The 21,776-nt window shown below is 43.5% G+C and carries 23 protein-coding genes and 1 pseudogene; 15 read left to right on the forward strand and 9 right to left on the reverse strand.

Annotated elements, in window-relative coordinates; all coding sequences use genetic code 11:
* Positions 1 to 17 precede the first annotated feature (17 nt).
* Both NDI42_RS08450 and NDI42_RS08455 read left to right on the forward strand, forming a co-directional pair.
* A complete protein-coding gene (locus NDI42_RS08450; RefSeq protein ID WP_190421298.1) occupies positions 18 to 434 on the forward strand; it encodes an NfeD family protein in 417 nt (138 codons plus the stop codon).
* Between the two features lie 44 nt (positions 435 to 478).
* Entirely contained in the window at positions 479 to 1,462 is a 984-nt protein-coding gene (locus NDI42_RS08455) for an SPFH domain-containing protein (RefSeq protein WP_190458081.1), read from the forward strand.
* Positions 1,463 to 1,508: 46 nt separating this feature from the next.
* On the opposite strand, the gene NDI42_RS08460 is transcribed toward NDI42_RS08455, so the two are convergent.
* A complete protein-coding gene (locus tag NDI42_RS08460; RefSeq protein WP_190458082.1) occupies positions 1,509 to 1,916 on the reverse strand; it encodes a Fur family transcriptional regulator in 408 nt (135 codons plus the stop codon).
* 158 nt (positions 1,917 to 2,074) lie between these two features.
* Between NDI42_RS08460 and purS the strand changes: the two genes are divergently transcribed.
* Positions 2,075 to 2,353 carry a phosphoribosylformylglycinamidine synthase subunit PurS gene (gene purS, locus NDI42_RS08465; RefSeq protein WP_190421235.1) on the forward strand — a complete coding sequence of 93 codons (279 nt, stop codon included), beginning with the start codon at positions 2,075 to 2,077 and terminating at the stop codon, positions 2,351 to 2,353.
* A gap of 80 nt (positions 2,354 to 2,433) precedes the next feature.
* Positions 2,434 to 3,108, forward strand: coding sequence for a phosphoribosylformylglycinamidine synthase subunit PurQ (gene purQ, locus NDI42_RS08470; RefSeq protein WP_190458084.1), 675 nt, complete (start codon positions 2,434 to 2,436; stop codon positions 3,106 to 3,108).
* Here purQ and NDI42_RS08475 read toward each other — a convergent pair.
* Together NDI42_RS08475 and NDI42_RS08480 are read right to left on the reverse strand one after the other, a co-directional pair.
* Entirely contained in the window at positions 3,072 to 3,428 is a 357-nt protein-coding gene (locus tag NDI42_RS08475) for a hypothetical protein (protein ID WP_190458086.1), read from the reverse strand. The two genes, purQ and NDI42_RS08475, sit on opposite strands and share 37 nt — an antisense overlap.
* Before the next feature lie 137 nt (positions 3,429 to 3,565).
* Entirely contained in the window at positions 3,566 to 4,153 is a 588-nt protein-coding gene (locus tag NDI42_RS08480; RefSeq protein ID WP_190458088.1) for a Uma2 family endonuclease, read from the reverse strand.
* 249 nt (positions 4,154 to 4,402) lie between these two features.
* Between NDI42_RS08480 and NDI42_RS08485 the strand changes: the two genes are divergently transcribed.
* From NDI42_RS08485 to NDI42_RS08525, 9 genes are all read left to right on the forward strand, one after another.
* The gene (locus NDI42_RS08485) at positions 4,403 to 5,485 is read left to right on the forward strand and encodes an iron-containing redox enzyme family protein (RefSeq protein WP_190458090.1); all 1,083 of its coding nucleotides are present in this window, start codon (positions 4,403 to 4,405) and stop codon (positions 5,483 to 5,485) included.
* A 650-nt stretch (positions 5,486 to 6,135) separates the two neighbouring features.
* Positions 6,136 to 7,023 (forward strand): WGxxGxxG-CTERM domain-containing protein, encoded by an 888-nt coding sequence (locus tag NDI42_RS08490; RefSeq protein WP_190458091.1) that lies wholly within the window; start codon positions 6,136 to 6,138, stop codon positions 7,021 to 7,023.
* Positions 7,024 to 7,340: 317 nt separating this feature from the next.
* A complete protein-coding gene (locus tag NDI42_RS08495) occupies positions 7,341 to 7,496 on the forward strand; it encodes a hypothetical protein (protein WP_190458092.1) in 156 nt (51 codons plus the stop codon).
* A gap of 482 nt (positions 7,497 to 7,978) precedes the next feature.
* Positions 7,979 to 8,782: a phytanoyl-CoA dioxygenase family protein gene (locus tag NDI42_RS08500; RefSeq protein ID WP_190458094.1), complete on the forward strand. Its 804-nt coding sequence runs from the start codon at positions 7,979 to 7,981 to the stop codon at positions 8,780 to 8,782.
* A gap of 677 nt (positions 8,783 to 9,459) precedes the next feature.
* Positions 9,460 to 10,455, forward strand: coding sequence for a PAS domain-containing protein (locus NDI42_RS08505; RefSeq protein WP_190458097.1), 996 nt, complete (start codon positions 9,460 to 9,462; stop codon positions 10,453 to 10,455).
* A 620-nt stretch (positions 10,456 to 11,075) separates the two neighbouring features.
* On the forward strand, positions 11,076 to 11,570 hold the full coding sequence (locus NDI42_RS08510; protein WP_190458098.1) for a DUF2243 domain-containing protein: 495 nt from the start codon (positions 11,076 to 11,078) through the stop codon (positions 11,568 to 11,570).
* A 538-nt stretch (positions 11,571 to 12,108) separates the two neighbouring features.
* Entirely contained in the window at positions 12,109 to 12,663 is a 555-nt protein-coding gene (locus NDI42_RS08515) for a general stress protein (RefSeq protein WP_190421216.1), read from the forward strand.
* Positions 12,664 to 13,232: 569 nt separating this feature from the next.
* Complete coding sequence (locus NDI42_RS08520; RefSeq protein WP_190458100.1) at positions 13,233 to 14,201, forward strand: hypothetical protein; 969 nt, start codon at positions 13,233 to 13,235, stop codon at positions 14,199 to 14,201.
* A gap of 17 nt (positions 14,202 to 14,218) precedes the next feature.
* Positions 14,219 to 14,530, forward strand: a complete 312-nt coding sequence (locus tag NDI42_RS08525; protein WP_190458102.1) for a hypothetical protein — start codon at positions 14,219 to 14,221, stop codon at positions 14,528 to 14,530.
* 65 nt (positions 14,531 to 14,595) lie between these two features.
* Here the strand turns inward: NDI42_RS08525 and NDI42_RS08530 are convergent, their stop codons facing one another.
* The 3 genes from NDI42_RS08530 to NDI42_RS08540 form a co-directional block, all read right to left on the reverse strand.
* Positions 14,596 to 14,766, reverse strand: coding sequence for a hypothetical protein (locus NDI42_RS08530; protein WP_190421210.1), 171 nt, complete (start codon positions 14,764 to 14,766; stop codon positions 14,596 to 14,598).
* Between the two features lie 687 nt (positions 14,767 to 15,453).
* Entirely contained in the window at positions 15,454 to 16,164 is a 711-nt protein-coding gene (locus NDI42_RS08535; protein ID WP_190458103.1) for a Uma2 family endonuclease, read from the reverse strand.
* Positions 16,165 to 16,298: 134 nt separating this feature from the next.
* Positions 16,299 to 16,571: an AbrB family transcriptional regulator gene (locus NDI42_RS08540; RefSeq protein WP_190458105.1), complete on the reverse strand. Its 273-nt coding sequence runs from the start codon at positions 16,569 to 16,571 to the stop codon at positions 16,299 to 16,301.
* A 317-nt stretch (positions 16,572 to 16,888) separates the two neighbouring features.
* On the opposite strand from NDI42_RS08540, the gene NDI42_RS08545 reads away from it, so the two are divergent.
* Entirely contained in the window at positions 16,889 to 17,827 is a 939-nt protein-coding gene (locus NDI42_RS08545) for a hypothetical protein (RefSeq protein WP_190458107.1), read from the forward strand.
* A 127-nt stretch (positions 17,828 to 17,954) separates the two neighbouring features.
* A complete protein-coding gene (locus NDI42_RS08550; RefSeq protein ID WP_190458109.1) occupies positions 17,955 to 18,995 on the forward strand; it encodes an AbiTii domain-containing protein in 1,041 nt (346 codons plus the stop codon).
* A gap of 100 nt (positions 18,996 to 19,095) precedes the next feature.
* On the opposite strand, the pseudogene NDI42_RS08555 reads toward NDI42_RS08550, so the two are convergent.
* The 3 genes and pseudogenes from NDI42_RS08555 to NDI42_RS08565 all read right to left on the reverse strand — a co-directional run.
* Positions 19,096 to 19,206: pseudogene (locus NDI42_RS08555) on the reverse strand (archease); the annotation flags it as partial.
* 27 nt (positions 19,207 to 19,233) lie between these two features.
* The gene (locus NDI42_RS08560; RefSeq protein WP_199311326.1) at positions 19,234 to 20,952 is read right to left on the reverse strand and encodes a hypothetical protein; all 1,719 of its coding nucleotides are present in this window, start codon (positions 20,950 to 20,952) and stop codon (positions 19,234 to 19,236) included.
* A gap of 390 nt (positions 20,953 to 21,342) precedes the next feature.
* On the reverse strand, positions 21,343 to 21,774 hold the full coding sequence (locus NDI42_RS08565) for an archease (protein WP_190458111.1): 432 nt from the start codon (positions 21,772 to 21,774) through the stop codon (positions 21,343 to 21,345).
* Positions 21,775 to 21,776 lie beyond the last annotated feature (2 nt).

The following is a 21,776-nucleotide window of genomic DNA, read 5'->3' on the forward strand; positions in this document are numbered from 1 at the left end:
TTGGATTGAACCTGACTATGTTTTGGTTAATAGTAGGGGCAATGCTTTGCTTGGTAGAACTGTTTGTCCCAACGGCTTTTACCGCCTTTATGATGGGCATGGGCGCTTTTGTGGTGGCGCTGGTTACGATGGTGCTACCACTGAAGGGGGCTTTTCAGGTGGCGCTTTGGCTGGTGCTTTCGACTGCTTTCGTCTACCTCAGCCATCGCTTGATGCCGAAGCGTCGGGTATCGTCTATTGAAAATGCTACCGAGGCTCAAACCGTTTCAGAGATTTTGCCAGGAGAGACAGGTAGGGTTCTATACGAAGGTAGTTCTTGGCGGGCAAGGTGTGGGGATGAGAAACTAGCGATCGCTCCCAATCAAAAAGTTTACATTGTGGGACGCGAAGGCACAACTCTGATTGTGCTGCCAGCAAATCTGTTGAAGTCATAGCCCTAGTATTCTAATCGGACGAGTTACAAAGAACGAGGTTTAAAATGGAATCATTTTTTAGTTTATTGATAGCTTTAGTCCTGGGTGGTTCTGCCCTCTCTGGTGTCAAAATTGTGACCCAAGGAAACGAAGCTTTAGTGGAAACTTTGGGTAAATATAACGGTAAGAAGCTCAAGCCCGGTCTAAATTTCGTTATTCCAGTTTATGAAAGAGTCGCTTATCAAGCAACCGTTCGGGAGAGAGTTTTAGACATTCCTCCCCAACAATGTATTACCCGCGACAACGTTTCTATGACTGCTGACGCCGTAGTTTACTGGCGAATTTTGGATTTAGAGAAAGCTTACTATAAAGTGGAAAATCTCCAGTCAGCAATGGTGAATTTAGTATTAACTCAAATTCGCTCAGAAATGGGTAGATTGGAACTAGATGAAACCTTTACAGCCCGTTCTCAAATCAATGAAATTCTGCTCAGAGATTTAGACGAAGCTACCGATCCTTGGGGAGTGAAAGTCACGCGGGTAGAACTGAGAGATATTGTTCCTTCCAAGGCGGTACAGGAATCGATGGAATTACAAATGTCGGCAGAACGTCGCAAACGGGCGGCAATTCTGACATCTGAAGGCGAACGAGAATCAGCAGTTAACTCTGCTAGAGGTAAGGCTGAAGCGCAAGTTTTAGACGCAGAAGCTCGTCAAAAATCTGCAATTCTGGAGGCGGAGGGTCAACAAAAAACAATCATTCTCAAAGCTCAAGCCGAACGTCAACAGCAAGTTCTTAAAGCTCAGGCTACAGCTGAGGCGATGCAAGTGATTTCAAAAATCCTCAAAACTGATGCCAATGCCCAAGAAGCTCTGCAATTCTTAGTAGCCCAAAATTATATCGAAATGGGGACGACGATTGGCAAGAGTGACAGCAGCAAGGTGATGTTTATGGATCCCCGCAGCATTCCTGGTACTTTGGAGGGACTTCGCTCGCTTGTGGGAGAATCTAATCAGCCGCAATTTTTAGATTTAGACGAAGACGCTTAATTAGTTAATGGCTAATGGCGATGAACAATTAGCCATTAGCTATTCTTCAGTTAGCGTTTTCACTAGCAACAGGAGCAATAGAGCAGCGATCGCATAGTCCAAAAAACTCCAGCGTGTGGTAAAAAATCTTAAAGGAGTGCGACTGTTGCAACTGCGTCTCCAGATTATGAACTGGGCATTCGTTGATGGGGATTGAGTCTCCACACTGCAAACAAGTCAGGTGATGCTTGTCTTGCTGGACACTGCTGTAGAGCGATTCGCCACTAGCCAACGTCCGCACCTGCACTACGCCTTCTAGTTTCAAAGCTTCCAAAGAGCGATAAACTGTTGCTAAACCCATACTCTGATCGCGATTGCGAAGTTCTACATAGATATCCTGAGCTGAGACAGCTCGGTTCATTGTCTTGAGCAGGTTCAGAATCCGATCCTGACTGCGGGTGCGTTGGGCTTTCATGGTCTCATCTGGTTTAGATATTCTTAATCTTTTCAGGTTTTAACTGATAACAGTCTCTATTTCCACGTTAGATCATCGAAAGATCACCCATCTTGCACCCGTCCAGCTTTAAAATAGTACATCTGTGACATTGGAAGTGAAAAATTGGGGAATCGTCTGTGAATCTGAAATATCAGGCTAAAATTTACGTGACGCTCCGACCTTCGGTTCTCGATCCAGCTGGCACGGCGGTACAGTCGAGTTTGCAGCATTTGGGATATGAAAATGTCGAGCAGGTGCGAATCGGGAAGTACATTGAGCTGATGGTAACGGCATCTGAGGAGGATGAGGCGCGTCAGCAGTTAGATCGGATGTGCGATCAATTGTTGGCAAATCCGGTAATTGAAAATTATCGGTTTGAATTAATTGAGGTGGAAGCGCAGACAGGCGTGATTTAGGTTTTTCACCCCACCCCAACCCCTCCCCGTCAACGGGGAGGGGCTAAGAGGAAGGAGGGTTTTTGGGAGAAGGAAAAAAAATGAAATTTGGGGTTGTGGTTTTTCCGGGTTCAAATTGCGATCGCGATGTCGCCTATGTGACTCGCGATTTGCTTTCTCAGCCGACGCGAATGGTTTGGCATGAAGAAACTGATATTTCTGATTTAGATGTGGTGGTGATTCCGGGTGGTTTCAGCTACGGGGATTATCTGCGTTGCGGCGCGATCGCTCGTTTCTCCCCAGTAATGAAAGCAACAATCGAACACGCCTCACAGGGTAAGTTTGTCTTGGGTATTTGCAACGGTTTTCAGGTACTAACTGAGGCGGGATTGTTACCTGGGGCTTTGGTACGAAATCGGGATTTGCATTTTATTTGCGATCGCTCTCCTGTCAAAGTTGAACGCACTAATCTCTCTTGGACGCAAGAATACAAATCTGGGCAAGTTATCACATTACCAATTGCCCACGGCGAAGGTCAATATTACGCCGATGCCGATACTCTGGCAAAGTTGGAAGATAACAATCAAGTCGTCTTCCGCTATGAAGGAGACAATCCCAACGGTTCTATAAATAATATTGCCGGGATTTGCAATATTAAGGGAAATGTGCTGGGAATGATGCCGCACCCAGAACGCGCCTCAGACGCTATGCTGGGCGGCACTGATGGCATAAAACTGTTTCAAGGATTGTTAGCAGCAGTTGGTGCAATGGCGTAGTTGCGGCTTGAGCGAGTGGTGTGGTGATTGTAGGCGATCGCTGCTAGGCTGGCGACAAGACAAGTGCTTCCCAGCCACAGCAGGATGTAGGTAGGAGCCATCACCACGCCTATCTGGAACCAAGTCCAGACGTGGAACACCATTACTAAAGCAAAGCAAATTGCCGCGATCGCACTCCGCCATACTTGGACTGGCGGACGACGGCGTGCAGCGGCAACTACTGTCAGCGTGGTAGCAACCAAGTTGGCTGGAACCAGAAACGCACAAATGGCGATACAGTGGGTGCGCGAGAATTCGGATAAGGTATTTAAGTCGAGCATTATTTCATTGTATCGAATTGCAAAATTTTACAAGACTTTTCTTTTTAGAGAATCACACTCTCTGCTGTTGATAACATTTATTCACATAGACAGGTGATCGCTTTCTTAAAAAAGAGTATTAGCGCGTCTAAATAAAACTACATAATTTGTTTTAAATCTAATACAAATCCAGGTAAAACATCTTCCCCTGATAAAGTTGCCGGATTTTCTAGAATTTCCACATCCTGACCTTGACGATAGATTTCCACGTGCTGGTTTTTTCGGTCTATCAACCAACCCAATCTAGCGCCATTTTCCATGTACTCTTGCATTTTCTCTTGCAATTCTTTGAGAGAATCACTCTTGGATCGCAACTCAATCACAAAATCGGGACAGATGGGAGCAAATCTCTGTTGTTCTTCGGCGGTTAAAGCATCCCAGCGATCGCAACGAATCCAAGACGCATCAGGGGAACGATTTGCGCCATTAGGCAGTGTGAAGCCACTTGAAGAGTCAAAGCCTTTGCCTAGATTCGTCTGTTTGTTCCAGATTCCTAACTCTACTGCAATATCAAAGTTATGGTTGCCAGTTTCGCTACCTGTAGGTGGCATAATAATTAATTCTCCCGATGCCGTGCGCTCAAATCTATAATCGCGGTTGTTCTGACACAGCTTCCAAAACTGCTCATCAGTCAAATCGATTTTCAATTCGAGAGTTGAAGGCAATGCGATCGCAGCCGTTTGCATAGACTTATCTCAACATCTTCCTTTGGTATACACTTTCTAGTCTAGTTGTGAGCTGCAACCTGACGCATCATCTGGTTTTACTAGCATTTAATAGTTTTTTTTATTTCCATCTACAGACTGACAAAAGGTTCCATCTTTAGGAAGTTAGGAATAAAATTTATAAATTTTATTATTAATTAATGTAAATATCTGAACCGAATAAACGTTATCTGCGGATTGTAAGAGTAACAAAGGAATAGACCCAGTATTATGAATTCGCTTACTAACTTTAAGGCGAAAAGTACGCCAACAACTCAATTAAAATCCACAAATTACGATCGAGCCGAGCAGCAATTTATAAATCTGCTCGAAATGGAAGATTTAGACAAGAAAATACAAGCACAACCAGCGATCGCTACTGACTTTGAAACGGCAATGGGAGCGGCCCTGAAAAGTGCATATGAAGACGCACCGGGCGATAATGCCGCACACCGCTTTTTACAGCGTATACTTTATCGCATTAATCGCCTCAAACTGTTTTGGTACGACGATCTGCGACACTACACTAACGAGCGGTCTATCTACTTGCAATTAGTGCGCGACCAAATTGAGGAAGCTTGGCAAGAATGGGAAATAGCCCAAATTGACGTAGCAGCACTGCAAAAACTTGATCCTAAGCAAGCGCTAATTGATCGTGTCGCTGCCGATCTCGATCCATCTTTGTCGGATGATAGTCGCTATCTGCGGGAACAGATGACTGAGGCAGGTTATCGTCACCTGCTGGCAATTGGTTCCTTTGATGGCTTAGTCGAAGGCAGCCGTCTGTCTCGCATCCTGGGTGGTGCGGCAAATGAGGTACAGTGTACGCTCACCAAAGTGCTGCTAGAAGAGTACGGTAATGGTCGTTATACTCGCAAGCATTCTACATTTTTTGCCCAGATGCTTAACGAGTTTGGGATGAACACCGAACCAGAGGCATACTTTGATTTAGTACCTTGGGAAGTGCTGGCTTGCGATAATCATAACTTTCTCGTGACTGAGCGCAAAATCTACTTCTTACGCTACTGTGGTGGACTGACCTATTTTGAAGTGGCTGGCCCTTCATGGTACAGAAACTATTTAGCCGCAGCGCAACGGTTGCAACTATCAGCAGCGGCGATGGGTTATTGGGAACTGCACATTAAGGAAGACGAACGCCACGGACAATGGATGTTAGATGATGTAGCTTTGCCTCTAGCGGAACAATACCCAGGTGAAGCCTGGCAGCTGGTGCTAGGGTATGACCAAGAGAAACTGATGGGCGATCGCGCAGGTTCCGCCGTCGTGCGATCTGTCCGCCAAGCCGAAAGGTAATTGGATTTCTAATTTTCTCTCGTTGTGAAGGGCGTACTTTGAAAGTATGCCCCCAATGAAATAACCCCAGCATATAGCTCAATACGGTTCACTTAAAGCTAAAAATCTGAACATTAAGTACACCGTATTGGCATATAGCTAAGGTAATTTTTGGTGAGCTACTGACCTTGATAGCGCAGCTGCCTACCTGATTGACTGACAAATCTCGGATGTGTAGGCTGGGTTTCGTGAACTCTACGCAGCACTGGTGCAGTTCGTTAAGTTTCGCTTACGTTCTACCCAACCTACGATTTTTCAAGGGTTTTAGGAGTTTTGTCAGTCAATCAGGCTGCCTACAGTATTTATTGTATCCAGAAGCACAGCTTAAGTTAATATCAGGTCAATTCTTTAGGTATAACTAAGTCTCTCTTTGGGTAGGAGTGGTGGCAAACAATAGCAGTTACTCTGCTTTACATAGGATAAATTTGGACAAAAACAGCAAATACCTCTGGCCATTCCAACCCTAATCAAAACAAGAATTTTCCTGAATCGGTGCTGCGCGATCGCAAAACCTATGACTGTTTTCAATTCAACCGCCAATTAACTTGCTGATACCTTGTTGGCAACATCAAAAACCACAGCTCTCTAGAAAATTAAGAGAAAACATTACTATGAAGCCTTCTCATTTGTCCAGAATCTTGTTTGCTGGTACTTTTGCCCTAACTGTAGCCACTCTACCCTTAGCTGTGCCTACTTCTGCCCAGACTGGCGGTGGTGCGGGTGGTTCGGGTTCCGGGACTGGTGGTGCAGGTAGCACTACTGGAACAACTGGAACGACTGGGACGACTGGAACGACTGGTGGTGCAGGTAGCACTACTGGAACAACTGGAACGACAGGAACAACTGGAACGACAGGGACGACTGGAACGACTGGGACTGGTGGTGCAGGTAGCACTACTGGGATAACAGGTGCAGATAGCACTACTGGAACGACAGGGACGACTGGGACTGGTGGTGCAGGTAGCACTACTGGAACAACTGGAACGACTGGGACGACTGGAACGACTGGGACTGGTGGTGCAGGTAGCACTACTGGGATAACAGGTGCAGATAGCACTACTGGAACGACAGGGACGACTGGGACTGGTGGTGCAGGTAGCACTACTGGAACAACTGGAACAACTGGAACAACTGGAACAACTGGAACGACTGGTGCAGATAGCACTACTGGAACGACTGGTGCAGGTAGCACTACTGGAACGACTGGAACGACTGGTGCAGGTGGTTCAACTTCTGGGACAACCACGGCTCCTTACGGTACCACGACAACTCCTGATGCCACGACTGGGACAACCACGGCTCCTGATGCCACGACTGGGACAACTACGGCTCCTGATGCCACGACGACAACTCCTAGTGATACTACGGGAACAACCACTTACTCTGGAGTTCGTTCTGAAACACGCGATAGCAATTCCTGGGGCTGGCTAGGTTTGCTTGGTTTAATCGGTTTAGCCAACTTGTTCCGCAACCGTCAAGAACCTGTGCGTCAACGTTAATCCAAACTGCTGCGAGTGCGGATGGCAGTAAGGTTATGGTGGCGAATTCTGGCTGTTGATATTAAAACGCTTAATTTCAACAGCCTAGATAACGCCTGAGATAGACAATTCCCAAAACACACCTCTTAAGAGTGTGTTCTGGGAATTGCTGCGATCGCAAGTTTGTTTTAGTATTCAAAGCAATAAAGCTGATTTTTCAGTAAGATATTTTAAATTTAAGAGTAATGAATATATATACAGATGCCCGACTTCTTTGAGAAGTCGGGCATCTCGCATTCACAAATCGTTTAGCGCTGCTATAGACTAATATTTTTTAGATGGGTTTAAAAAAAAAGCCTGGGAGTTTCTGGGTGGAAGCCAAGGGCAATGTTAAGGATTTTTACAATAGCGAGAAGCTGCGTAATCGTGACATACGCGATCGCATAAAGCTCGACTACAACCCGGAACGCTTCCCTCACGGGGAGCGAACCTAGCAAAGTGCATTTGGGCCATTCTGCGTCAGCTCTCTTCCCAGTTCTAAAGGAACTTGTATGCTGTAGACTTTACGCTTACTGCATAGCCGGACTTATCGCATTAGTTTGTACCTTCTGGCTCATGAGTCTAGCGGAGACTTAGGAGTTAGTGCCTTATTTTCCAAACCCTTGTAGAAGCTCCCAGGAGCGTTAACCACAGGTTCTGATCTGTTGTCCTATCAACAACATAACCGCTATTGTTTTCACCACCGTCTACCTGAAGAATTGCTTCAACGTTAAGAGGGCGTGTAATTTTTGATACAAAGAAGTCCCTGGCTGACATCTAGCCACAAGTTAAAATACACTACAAAATACTAGGTTTATGAAGTTTCATTTCAACGCAAAACCTAGTGGCTTGAATGGGCAGAAGTATTTATTAATGGTTGTTACAAATGGAGTCTAGGCAATTACCAAGCCGCTATATGAATGTCTAAAATCAAAATATGATCACAAAGCGCTATAACAACCAACAAATCCAATCGTTCGCCCAATCAGTTTGGAACGATGGCTATTGCGTGTTGCCCAATTACTTCTCTCCAGCAACACTCAATTCCTGGCGTGAGGCTTTCGCGCCGATGCTCTCGGATCACATCGCCCGCGAAGGTAAGCTGCGTAATCGCGGCACATCCCGCTATTATGTCACCCTTCCCTTCACCGCTCCCTTTGCTGACCCCAGTATCTACGAAGATGACGATATTTTGGCAATTGTTGAGCTATTGGTAGGCAAAGATGCAGTCATGTGTCAGCTGGCGACGGACACGCCCTTGCTGGGATCTGAATATCAAGATGTGCATAGGGATGCGCCGCCACTTTTCCCGGAAACTGGTGAAGAAACACCAGCTTTCCAGCTTGCAGTCAACTTTCCACTCGTAGATATAACCCTGGAAAACGGCCCGATGGAGATTGTGCGCGGTACGCACATGATCTCAAAGGAGGAAGGACTGCGCCGCATGGAGTCCGGTGAAATAAAGTTAGAACCCATTACTATGCGACTGGGTGATGTGATGATCCGCGATGTGCGGGGTCTGCACCGGGGTACTCCTAACTATACGGAAACACCACGCCCGATGGTGGTGATTGGCTATAGCCGTCGCTGGCTATATCGTCCGGAGGTGTGTATTCATGTCCCGCGTGCTACTTACGATACCCTCTCGGAACGCGCCCGCCATTTGTTACGTTTTAATCCGATTGTCGAATCTGTTGATGAAAAACCCAAAGTTGAGGTTTATCAGTCTTACGCTTACTAAGAATATCTAATTAGATTAAAATCAACACCTAAATTACCCTGTTTGCCCAGCTGCATTTTGTTTAATATTTGCAGATGAGACAGGGTAATTGGTTTTAGGGGAATTTTTCTAATGTTTGGGATGGCGATCGCATTCCATCCCAAAGTTCCTTTTTACCTTAACAAAACTTAAACAATTTATCAGGGGCTAACGTAGATCCAAGCTTATGCCAGAAGTATTGTATTCAAGCCCCTAAAACGCTTCACCAAAGGCTTTTGTATAAAAATTTACAGATAAAATCAAAACTGGATCGTGCCTTTAGGCAGACGAATAGATAAAACAGCAGGGTTAATTTGTAGTAGATTGGCTAATTGGCTTCCAATGGCGATTGAGCAGCGTTAAGGGGGCAATAAGAATACTTAATAGAAAAACTACTAATACTGCAAGTTTTCCAAAAGCTGTGGAGCCGGAACTGTAGTGATATTGTGGATTGTTTTGGCTGGATACAAAAAGTCGATTATCTTATCTACACAGGTTGGTTCTGACTCATTCACCTAATCTTTAAATCTACGGCTTTCTGTCACCGTTACTGAAGAAAACAGCTGATGGATAGCAACCAGTTAGTATGTGTTTTTTAGAAAAATCCGCAGATAAACATAGATAAAGACGTTCATAAAGAAAGTGGAGCCAGAAATGATATGAATTTAAATCGATTTTCTCAAGAGATAAAGGTTGCACACTGGCGTGCAGCTACTTTGAACGAGTGCGCTCGTAAATCGCTTTTACAGCAACAAAACCTAGTATCAGAATCTTTTGAGGAACTGTATGCTGCTTTGGAAAAACTTCAAGTAGCTCAGGAGCAGTTAAGCTTATTAAATCAGAAGCTTGCTGCGGCTCACCAGGTAGCCCAAGGGGAACGCCAGCGCTACCAAGACTTATTGGAATTTATCCCAGATCCCTGTCTGGTGACTGATATGGCAGGGGTCATTCAAGAGGCAAACGGCGCTGCGGCGACGATGCTCAACGTCCCGCAGCGGTTCTTGGTTGGTAAGCCCCTGGTTCTGTTTGTAGTCGAACAAGAGCGTCGAGCGTTTCGTTGGGAACTAAATCGGCTCTGCCAAGTGGATCGGCTTGAGGAGTGGAAAGTGCATTTGCGATCGCGCGATAGGGAGCAGTCTATGGATGTGTCCCTGACGGTGGCTACTATCCGCAACTGGGGAGGCAAAGCGATCGCTCTACGCTGGCTTCTACGCGACATTACTCTGGTTGAGCGAGCAGGAGAAGAACTGCGGTTACTCAAAGAAGCTGTGCAACAGATTGAAGAGTGCATCATTATCACATCAGCCGAACTTGAAGAACCGGGGCCGAGAATTCTCTTTGTTAACCCAACTTTTACTAAAATTACGGGCTATACTCCCGAAGAGATTATTGGCAAAACACCACGTATTCTGCAAGGCGCTAAAACAGATCGCTCAGTCTTAGAGAAATTGCGTCGGAACTTGTCACAGGGACAACCATTTCAGGGTGAGACAATAAACTACAGCAAGGATGGTAAGGAATATAAGGTGCAGTTGAATTGCGCCCCGATCCACAACGAACGAGGAGAAATTAAGCATTTTCTCTCCCGCCAACGCTACATTCCTCTAGAGCATTCCAATGATGCAAATTGTTTGGAAACCCCACCCTCACCGTAAACGGTGAGGGTGGGGTTTCCAAACAAAAGTGATTTTTTTCTAAGTATGCCGATAACGCGATCGCGCTCGAAATTCCTTTGTGAACATTAACTTGTGGATAAATGGAAATTGCTGACATAATTCTGCACTGATTGCCAGCCATGTAGAAAGTGGGTTGAGTAGAGGAATCTCACCCAAGACGCATAAGTATTTGTTGGCTTTCTCAACCCAAGTAAAACTTTTCTATAATTAAGTATTAAATTGATAATTATTATTAATTAAAATTGCGATAACAAAATAAATTTTAATGTTATTCATTTTAACAATTCCTTGCTGTTGCACATCTGAAAGTTTAGAAGCACAGCCAATCTCTTGCACACGAAGAAGTTATAAATTTTAAACCTAAAACTATTTTTAAATAGACTGTATTAGTTACAGAGGAGCGGGTTTTCAAGGCGCATCTCTCATCACTGATAATCTGCACTATCGATTCTTCGGTCTTTGGGATGAGTACAACGCCGTTACCAATGCGTTACGCTGTCTGATTGCTGGGCATACTTTTGTGACTGTTGAGGATGTAGTAAGACTACCTACACCCCCGATTTTGTCGATATTAGCCTGGTGTTAATTAACTAATAAATATGGAAACTAAACAAAACCAACACAGACTACTAATTATTGCTGGTATCCTTCTTGGGATGGGCTTCGCAGGATTTTTTGATGGCATCATGCTGCATCAAATCCTTCAATGGCACCATATGCTAACAAGCGTTCAGCCTACTACGAACATCGGCAGTTTTGAAGTAAATACCTTCTGGGATGGTCTTTTCAATGCCAGCACATACGCCATGACTATAGCTGGACTCGTGTTGGTCTGGCGTGCGGGTTTGCGGGGCGATTTTGTGGGGAAGTCAAAGACTTTTGGGGGAGCTTTGCTTGTTGGTGCAGGTGCTTTCAACGTAATTGAAGGAATAATTAACCACCACATTCTCGGCATTCATCATGTAAAATCTGGGCCTAATGAACTTGCCTGGGATATCGGATTTCTCATTCTAGGTGCGCTTCTTGCTGTGGTCGGTGGGATTCTATGGCGAGATGGAGGACGGGAAATCGCACCTACTGAAATCAAAAGCTAAAATTGTAAATTTTGTGTTTTGAATTTTGGATTCAAATGGTTTTGAATTTTGGCAACAATTGGAGCCAATTTACAACTTAAAAAAATAACCATAGGCTCTCAAATTAAAATTTGAAGACAGCGAACAAATAAAAGGTAATATAACGTGTCTTAAGATAGATATTATAGATAAGTGGTAGTGCTGGATATATTGGCTTTCATGCTTTCCTAGCAATAGAATAAGCAGGGTAGGAAGCGATCGCACCCACTTGTCGGATGTATCCCAATGCTAGCAAATATATCCCTACGCTACTCAGGTACATTGCTTGTGGTTTCCCATCTTCCTTGAGGAGGAGCAACTATTGCTACTTCAGAAATGTTTTTGTATTGTATTTAACAGACTAAATTAACAGTAAGCTGTATCTCCGGTGGGAAGATAGAACAACCCCGGTAAAGGTAAGTTTAAGGTACGGCTGTGGAGTCAACGTTTCTGTGGAAAAAAGCGTGACTAGAACCACAAAAATATCAAAGTAATTCTGCATTTATAGGTGGAGGGAGATATGGAAGTAAGCGATCGCATACATGGTATTGGAGTATTTTCTAACCGTGAAGAAGCCCAACAGGGAATCAATGAATTAAAAGCTTCAGACTTCCCAATGGACAAAGTTTCTGTCATTGCTAGAGATGCAGACCACAACGATCAGCTTAGCGGTGCGGAGATGAGCGATCGCGTTGGTAGTCAAGATGTAGGATCTGCAACAGGAGTGGTGGCTGATGCTGTCACAGGCGCTACCTGGGGTACTGTATTAGTTGGGTTGACCAGTCTAGCTATTCCCGGTGTAGGCCCAGTCTTAGCCGCGGGTTCCCTTGGCGTGGCGCTACTTACTGGCGTGGCGGGTACTGGATTGGGAGCATTAGCTAGTAATAATTTGGTTAAGGCGATGACCGATTTAGGCATTCCCGAAGAACAAGCTAGAGCTTATAGCGATCGCCTCCATCTAGGCAAGTATTTGCTTATAGTAGATGGCTCAGATGAGGACATTCATCGCGCTGAAGCAATCTTAAGCAATAAGGGTATTAAAGATTGGGGCATTTTTAATCCCGCACAGGTTTAATACTCAGGACAGCACAAACAAAGGATGATTCTTGTAGGGCGGGCCGGAAGGTTCGCCCTCTTTATTAGGGGAAGCTGGGATTTTTCTCTTCACTAATTCCCAATTCCCGCCTAATACAAGTGATGTTTAGCCTACCTTTTCTATCTTAATACATATTGACTTTACCCGCCTTCCTTATTTTGGTAGAAAGTCAGCCTTAACCTGGGATAGAGGCTGTTAAAAAATATTACGTGTTACTTTATATGTAGGCACAAATATGCTCTTAGAAGGAATACCTTTCCAAAATATCTGCGATAAAACAGCGATCGCTCTTATCAAGATGTTTTATCGGGGTTTAAATTTCACCATTAAATATCCAAAGCGAGCCTACTAATACCAATTGGCTTGATTAACGCTACACTTGCGATTCTTTAAAGTCTCTTTTTTCAAGGAGAGTAGGAAAAATATAGTGTATAGCATCACACAGAAAAATTGGTAAAAGTCTAAGTAACGCTTACGCATCTATCCGGTCTACCCTTTCGGGGATAGTTTGTGCTGAGAAGCTTTAAAAATATTTTTTTTGAATTGCTATGACTAACGGTATTTTGCCCACCAAAAGTTCTCAAACCATACAGAACATTCAATCTTTAGAACTTTCTCTTTTGATGACCAAGCTCAAAAATAATATTTGGGCATTTGGAATTCCATCTTGGCTTTTTGGAATCACAGATAGAAGCTTTGCTTCATTGGCTGATGGATATATCTCTCCAATAGAAATTTTCCAATTATTGACCGCCTTTTTCTTCTTTGGAAGTTGGCTGTGTTTGAAGCCAGAGCAAAGCTTTAATAGCGGTGGTGTTGACACGATACAAAGATACCGGAAAGATTCACATCCGTATCTAGATGAAGTATATATATCTACAGTTCAATCCAGAATGGTTGAATTGCAAGATCAACATATGATCAGCCAGGAATATATTTTGCCTGTTCCCTATCTCTGTCAAATCTATCATTTGTTGAATTTAAAACATCTGGAGACGATTCACAATTTCAGCCTGAATAACTTAAAAGTCATTAATGTTAGCCAGATTCAGCCAACAGAAATGGGTGGGATGGTTAAGTTTCAGACAATTTTAGATTCTCCAGCCAATGCTCTGAGAATTTGGAGACAGCCGATAGTTGAAGCGGGATTAATATTGCATACTCCCTATACTGTAGAGCTGATAATTCCGGTCTACAACAACAAACATATAACTGTAATGTTTAATGCTATTCCTCTGAATGAGAACGAGCATAAGTTGTTTATAGACATCTACAGTAATCTGGAATGGCCCAAACCGTTGTTGCAAACCATCTTGCATTTTGCCGCTTGTTTGACACTGTTTGAAGATTTACCCTACTTGCGTAAACTAGCAGAAAGAAATATATACCGTTTAGTCAACTTAAGTGGGCTTTCAGATCGAGAAACAATGTGGCTTATGAGAAGATTCGTTGAGCTATATGGTGCGAGAAACCTAGAACCTCAAACACTTAGAGCAATTGAAGCAGTAGGAGAGTAGGTGGCTGGAAGGGAGATTTGTCAATTTCCAATCTAAAATCATCCAAAATCGATATACCTTCAGCAGGAACAGGTAGAAGCGATCGCGCAAAAATTTCATCTAACACTACAACCAGAGTATCTGGTGGTGCTGCAACCCTCGTTAACACTCCGCCCAAAACAGGGAATGAAGATGTTGGTGACTCAGCGCTAAGCGGCCTATTTCAATTTCAAAACCTCACCCAACAGCAAGGTTCCTTTGTAGGGAAGATAAACGTTCCAGACGCGATATATCGCGTCTCTACAGGGGAGGGGTTAAACCGTAGTGCATTTAAACGAGAATTGCAATAAATCAGCGCTAAACGCTGACACTTCCTTAAAAAAATGCCAGCGTTTAGAACTTCTATTGAGTAGAACTAGAGACCAGCAACTCCGCGATAAGCACTTATAACCACAGTGAGAATGGTGATCAGTCCTATTGAAGTGCTGAGGATAAATAGAACAGAGGGTTTCTTAGGAAGAGGTGTTTCGCTATCGTGCTGCACAGCGTCAGTCTGGTTGGTATTTTTTGGTTGTTCAGTTGTCATAATGCTCCGAATTTAGATTTCAATGATTTTGATTGATTAGAACAATTACCAAAGATTGCTGATTAGATTGCCCCAAGGATGAACGATGCCTTGTCCACTTAATGCCTCTATAATGAAATCTGCATAAGCTCGTTCCCAACTATTGTCCTTTAACTAGACTATTGGAAATAAATCTTATAATCTTCTTTCTAAGGCGGTACAAATTATCCCATTTCACTAATTTGTTCGTAATAAATAATCCCCCCTAACTCCCGACTCCTTTGTCTACCGCGCATCATCCTGTTAAGAGTAAAAGGGGGTGGGGGGATAACGTATTTAGCCTTAAAATGGTGAATTAGTATTGACTAAATATCTGAAGCATTTTTTCACTAAGTGTCCGCCAAAAAACCAATCCCCCCGAATTTTAATTTTTAAGACTACAGCACATCATATTGTTAAAGACAGGAGGGGGTAGGGGGGATAAACTATTTAGCCTTAAAATAGTGAATGAATATTGCCTAAACATCAGAGAAATTTTTTGGTATCAATTTCTCTGTATAAAGAATGATGTATTTTGGGAAACGCTTGGTAAGGTTTCAGTAGACAAAAGCTCTTGGCTCAACTTGAACTGGAATAGACCCAGACGCGATCGCACTGATGAATTACTACCGTGCCTTAGCAAAGCATACTGTCAGGCTTATCGCATTTCTACAGAGTATCGGGGTCAACTCCCATCTGGCGCAGTCGCTCCGCCAAACGCTCTGCCCGTTGACGCTCCTGCTGCGCTATTTGACGCTCCTGCCTAATTATTTCCTCTGGTGGAATAAGTCGATTGCCATTCTGGTCGTACCAATAGAGCCATTCCCTCATGTATCCTTCATGAGTACCCACCTCGCACCCTATTCCCAACCCAATTTCTGGCATCCACACTAGGGAACTCATCTGACGCACGTAGACACCATTCTCTAGACGATACACTTCAAACGAGTCGTGCTTGTCGCGCCTGTAATAGTCGGGGTTGTAGATGACGTAGTACAGCACACCGAGTTGAGCATACTTGGTCATCTTTTCGTCGTACTCGCCGCCTGGAGTTTTAGAGACAACTTCTAATACCCACTGCGGGACAATATTGTTTTCTTGCCAAAGTACGTAGCTTAGTCGGAGTTTACCACTAGGCTTAAATCGCTCTACTCCTAAACTCAGAAAGCTATCCGGTACAATTGCCGCTAATTGGGGTTGATAGTAAACTCCCATATTCACCCCGAAAAACCAGTCCCTGCGGTCTGCCCACAGTAGAGCTAAGATTGCTCGTAGCAGAGTGGGGATGAGAATTTGCAGTTCGTTATCCACAGGGGTATCGTCAGAGTCAGGCAGTTCTTCAGCTGTTGGAAGATATTGCAACGGGTTGTACTGTACCATGACAACTTTCTAGGAGTGGCTTACTGCTTGTATCTTAACTAGGCGGGGCAGTCGAATCCAGATTTTTGATAGACATCGTGAGTTGAAAAGTCTTTTTTGTTACTTCTAGCGACCAGCACTGAGAGATCAAACGATCAAACAGGGTTCTCACTCCTGGTAATAAATTCTTTAATTCGTTCTTCCCGTAGTTCTTCCAGTACCGTCTCTAAATTACCTATTGGCTCTGACTCAACGGCTAATGACGTGCCTGAATGATAAACTTTGGACTCTTGGGGCAAAGGCTCCAGAATCAGCTTACCGTCTTGGGCTGCCAAAGTGAACTGAGTGGTGCTGGTCACTCCGAGTTGTTCTCGTATCTCGTTGGGAATGAGAAGACGACCAAATTGGTCAAGGGTGAGTATATCCATATTCAGGGCTAAAATTGGTACACTTGTTCTATATTGTGCTATCAATGTATCAACTTACTGGGTAAGCCATGTTTGGATGCCCTATATTTAATTGTCTTGAGCTTATACTCATGTTAAAGTCCTGTCCCTATAGACGGTCTAGAGGTACCTATCTAGAATGCACTATTACAGAAGATCATGGGATAAAACCTACAAACTTAACTTCGACAGAGACTTGCAATCAATGTCTAATTCCTGAGATTCTCCAACAAGTAAATTGTATAAATCTCAAATTAGGAAAATTACACATAGGGATTCAGGTAAACACTTTCAATGGAATGCTAGAAACTCAGATTCATGAAGGTGATTGGTGTGCTAACTGTGCTGCTATTGGCTTTAATAGTCGAGAGGATTATAAGACTAAGTGTTCACATAATTGTCTTAAGTTCCAGCCAGTGCATCAGGACTTATCAAATGAATCACTTATTTCAATACCAAGTTTTGATGCTGCGAAATCAACTGATTCTAAACTTAGGCAGGCAGTATTGATGATTTTGTACGAGTATCATGCTAGACATCCTGATCGATATCATTGTTTTGATATAACATCTGATTTTATAGCTAAAAGTCTCAATATTAGGGTTGCAGATGTAGTTCGGGTTGTTTCTCCTATGGAAGAGGAAGGAGAAGTTATAACTGAACGCTACTTAGCAGACTCCTATTTTAGGTATATAAGGATTACAAGCCGGGGTATTCAGATGATTGACGAAGAACCACTATTTGGGCGGTTTGATACTGCTGAAGTGAGACGTGTTGGTCATCTGATTAATATGCCTAATTCCAACTTTGGCGCAATCGCACTTAATGTTGGTGATAATAATCAAAATTACGCAAATATTACATCTATGTCAGAGTCAGATACCTTTAACAATAATTTTAGTCAACCTAACATTGCAAATTTTGCTAACAAAAACGAGGATAATGCTCGTCAGCAAGCTAAGGTTAACCAATATAGCTATGCATCTGAACAAAAGCAAACTCTAGCCGAAGCAGCAGGAGAGATCCAACGACTTTTAAAGCAACTGGAGGAAACTAATCCTACAGCAACCGAGGCAGAACAAAAGGCTTTCGTTACGGCTTCAATTCCTAGAACAAAAAGAGAACGGGTTGTGAGTGCTGTACAAGCGGCGGGAAAGGAAGCTTTAAAGGAGTTGCTGGACAACTCTTACCTCAATGTTGCGATTGCGGCTATTGAAGATTGGAAAGAAACAGCGTAGGAGTCTTAGTTTAAATTCATCTCTCGAATAGGGCTTTGGTAAACTGGAACTGAAATAAACCTGGAGCCAGTGTTCCAATTGATGGAAGTAACGTCAAGAAGGTTTTGATCCACGTCAAGAATCTTTTATGGAATCTTTAATTGTAGAATTACAAAGAGACGCTACTGAACCATCGGTTTCAGTATTAAATCTACTTCGTAAAGCCCTAGTTGTAGCCCGAAAACTTAGGATTCAAGAATTTAAAAAATGGATAGAATTAGAGCTTAATGGCTACTATGATTGGGAAAAGGTTCCTCAATACCGCTTTATTTCAGGAAGCCTTAAGGCATGGAATCCTTGTCGCGGATGGATACCAGTCGTAGCAACTGGGGCTAAAGATTTGGAACTTCTTGAAATTATATCCAATGCAGCAATTGGACAACCTATTAGTGAACTTCAGGGCTTAGTTACATCTACAGAAAGCCGAAGAAGATTACATATTGCTATCTCCGGGGAAATGCAGAGCTATTTAATGCGTTCAGCAAATGCTAAATTTGAAGTTGTAATACACACGGATAGCTCCCAAGTATACGGCATATTAGAAGCTGTTAAAGATATCGTGCTTAATTGGTCTCTACAATTAGAGGAAGATGGAATTATTGGAGAAGGGATGACTTTCTCCAAAAAGGAAAAAGAAGTTGCTACTAGCATAACCTATAATATTGAAAGTTTTATTAATCAAAATTCACAACACATACAAAACATAGATTCAGTAAGGTTTTTTATGTCAGAAACTTTCAACAACGATCAGCGCGGAGCGCACTTCACAAACTTTGCTAACAAAAATCAAGATAATGCTCGTCAGCAAGCTATCGTTCACAACTACGCAGCTGAGGCACAGATTACAAGAGAGAAGGTTCTTGCCTGGTTAGAACAAATAGGAAATCTAATTCGAGAGGAAGAATTGCCGAAGGACGCACAAGAGGAAGCAACAACTTACCTAGAGGATACAAAGAAGGCAATAGAAAGAGAGGAGCCTAAAAAGAAGTTAGCGCTCGCTAATTTAGAGAGTTTGGAAGAAACCCTTGAAAAGGCAAGTAAGACTGTAGATGCTGGTCAGACCCTCTGGAGCAAAGTAGGCCCTATTATCCTTAAGGTAGGAGCCTGGTTAAGCTCAACTGTTGTTTAAAGACAAGACTACCCTGAGTAAGCAAGGGAGTAAGGTGGGCAATGCCTACCTTGCGTAGCTCTACCGCGCTCACCCTGTATTCTTAAATTGCAGACACGCCCTAAATATCAAGAATTACCATCGCCGTCCAACCGTCATCGGTTTTTTCTAATTGGAACTGGTGTAAAGTAACCGCTTTGACATCTACTCGCTGCTGATGGCGATCGCGATCGCCATCATCGCGATCGCGCGTTTCTCACTACGAGGTGACGTGGCTAGAGCCTTTGATTTGCTTGCCTGCTTGTCGCAACTGGCGTGTCAGTTGCAGGTTCAGTAATACCAGTATTAGTCCCAGACACGTAATTAGCAGAAAAACGTTCTCCTCGTTTAGTAAGAAAGCGAAGGGAAAGACAATAGACAGCGACAGCACCGCCAATGGAGCGAAATTGCCAATTCCCAGTACTACAAAAATAGTTGGCGGCAATAAAATTGTTGCCCCCAGCGTACCTGCTGCCCAGAACGCCCGTTGCTGAGTTCGCATGAATAACAGCAGTTGGGCTAGGCTTGCGTAAATTAGCATTAAGCCAGCCTCCAAAGTAAGACCAAACAACGCCCCAATTCTGCTCTCATTTACTTTCGCAGCAGCAAGTGTACCAGTAGCTGATTGTGCAGGGGACAGTAAAATAAATAAAGTCAAGGGGATGATAACAATCACGACATTAACAGCGATCGCTACTACTGCCGGACTTTTTTCACCCCAAATTAAGTCCTTTACCAACAAGCTATCAGCAAATCTCTTGCTATTAGAACCCTTCTTGCGCCGAGCGCGTAGCCAATCCTGTAGAGTTTGGCGATGAGGCGTCACAGCAGCAATTAAACAGAGGTATAGCAACAGATTCAACAATGATAGCGCCAAGAGGTTTTCTGACAGCGGCGTAGCGTAAACGCTACGATTTTCTATGGAGTTGTAATTGGCACATCCTAGAGTCAAAACTGTAAAGCAAGCAGTTAACAAATAACTTTGCTGCTTGCTTAACATAGTGGCATTGGGTTCACGAAAGCAACGCTGCCAAGCTTGCCAAATAAACCAAGTCAAAATGCCGTAATTCAACAGCACAAAGCCGACGGCAGTTAAAACACTGTCACCCAATGGTAAACTAAACCACTTAAACCCTTCTAACTCTGTGGCGAAGGATTCATTAAAAGAACTGGCGGACAAATGTGGGATTAGGCAAAAGGGGTTAAGTAACTTTAGCCAAGTAGTGGAATTATAGTAACTGGTCGTACTTATTCCCTTAGTTAGCATTAGTAAAGCCAGAACCATACCACTGCCCAACCAACCTTGAAAACCGCCTAGCCAAGAACTGACAATCCCATATAGCAACGCAGCACTGTAAAAGAAAATACAGCTACTAACGAGAACCCCATAGAAACTCAAAATTTCTCCCAAAGGAATTTTAGCGGCGAGTCCAGCCCACAAATGGAGAGGAACTGCAACGACAGCTACCAGATAAATCAAAATCGGAACCCCTAGCAGTTTTCCCGTCAAAATACCCGCAGTAGAGTGAGGGCTGAGGCGAGTAAAATTCAGGGTGCCGCGACGTTGTTCAGTAGCCAAATCACTAATTAGCGAATAGGTTCCTGCTAGTAGCAGGATTAAGATGCCAATAATGCTCAGGGATATAAATCGGTCTAGTGACCATAATTGCGAGTTGATGATCAAATTGCCCAATCCATCCGGCAGGCATAGCGGTTCATTACTATTAGGAAGGGGCTTACCCGTGCAATATTTGTTGTAGATATCCGCAATTCGGTTAACAGAATTCGGCAGCTGGGTTTGAAAATACATGAAGATTCCAAATTGACCCAGCACAGAGATAACAGTTGCCAGCAGAATGTTTTGAGGTTTAAGACGTCCTTTGAGTTCCCGCAACAGTTGGGGATTCCAGTTACCCAGTGGTTCTATAAAATCGTGCATTATGGACAAAATCTCCTCTTGAAAGGATGTTTATAAAGACGCACTGCGATTGGAAGGATAAGGGTATCCTGTAAGTTATGGACATACAGACGAAATCTGCCTTCGCAGGTTTCCAAAGTTGGGTTTTTGGCGAGTCGGCGTTAGCGTAGCGTGCCGTAGGCTAAATGAGGCTTAGCTTGGGTAATATTTTCCCCTGTCAGAGTTTTTAAATCGAATGTCACTGACTTAGAGGAGAATTAGTCATTCTTTGAAAAACTACAGAGTAGGAGCGCATGAATTGCTCCTACAAACAACCTATTTTCCACTCGATAGAGAATTGCTATATTCGCTGCAATCTTAAAATATCCGCATCGGCATTTACAATTTGCAAAGCCTTTTTGCAAACACGTGCTAAATATCAAGAATTACCATTGCTGTCCAACCGTCATCGGTTTTTTCTAATTGGAACTGGTGTAATGTAACAGCTTTGACATCTACCCGCTGCTGATGGCGATCGCTATCTAGCTTTTCTCCCTTCGTAACCGCGCTTAGTTGATGCACTCCATCTTTCTCGGAAATCTCAACTTGTTGCGCTCTCAGCAGTAGTAACTCGCTGTCCTTGTAGTAGATAAATTCTTGCAGGAAATTAAACAGCAGCATATCCAACTCATCGTTTTCTAAGCTGAAGGTGCGTGTCTCACTTAGCGCGATCGCATCCAGATTATCAATCATCACGTTCATGGTTGCATCACCCGCCGCGATGAAAAGCTCCTCTAAATCTTTTCCCCAAGCGTGAAAAGCAATATCAGCAGTGGCAACATCTTCAAGAAACTCATAAGGCATAG

The organism is Funiculus sociatus GB2-C1, assembly GCF_039962115.1.
GTDB classification, from domain to species: Bacteria; Cyanobacteriota; Cyanobacteriia; order Cyanobacteriales; family FACHB-T130; genus Funiculus; species Funiculus sociatus.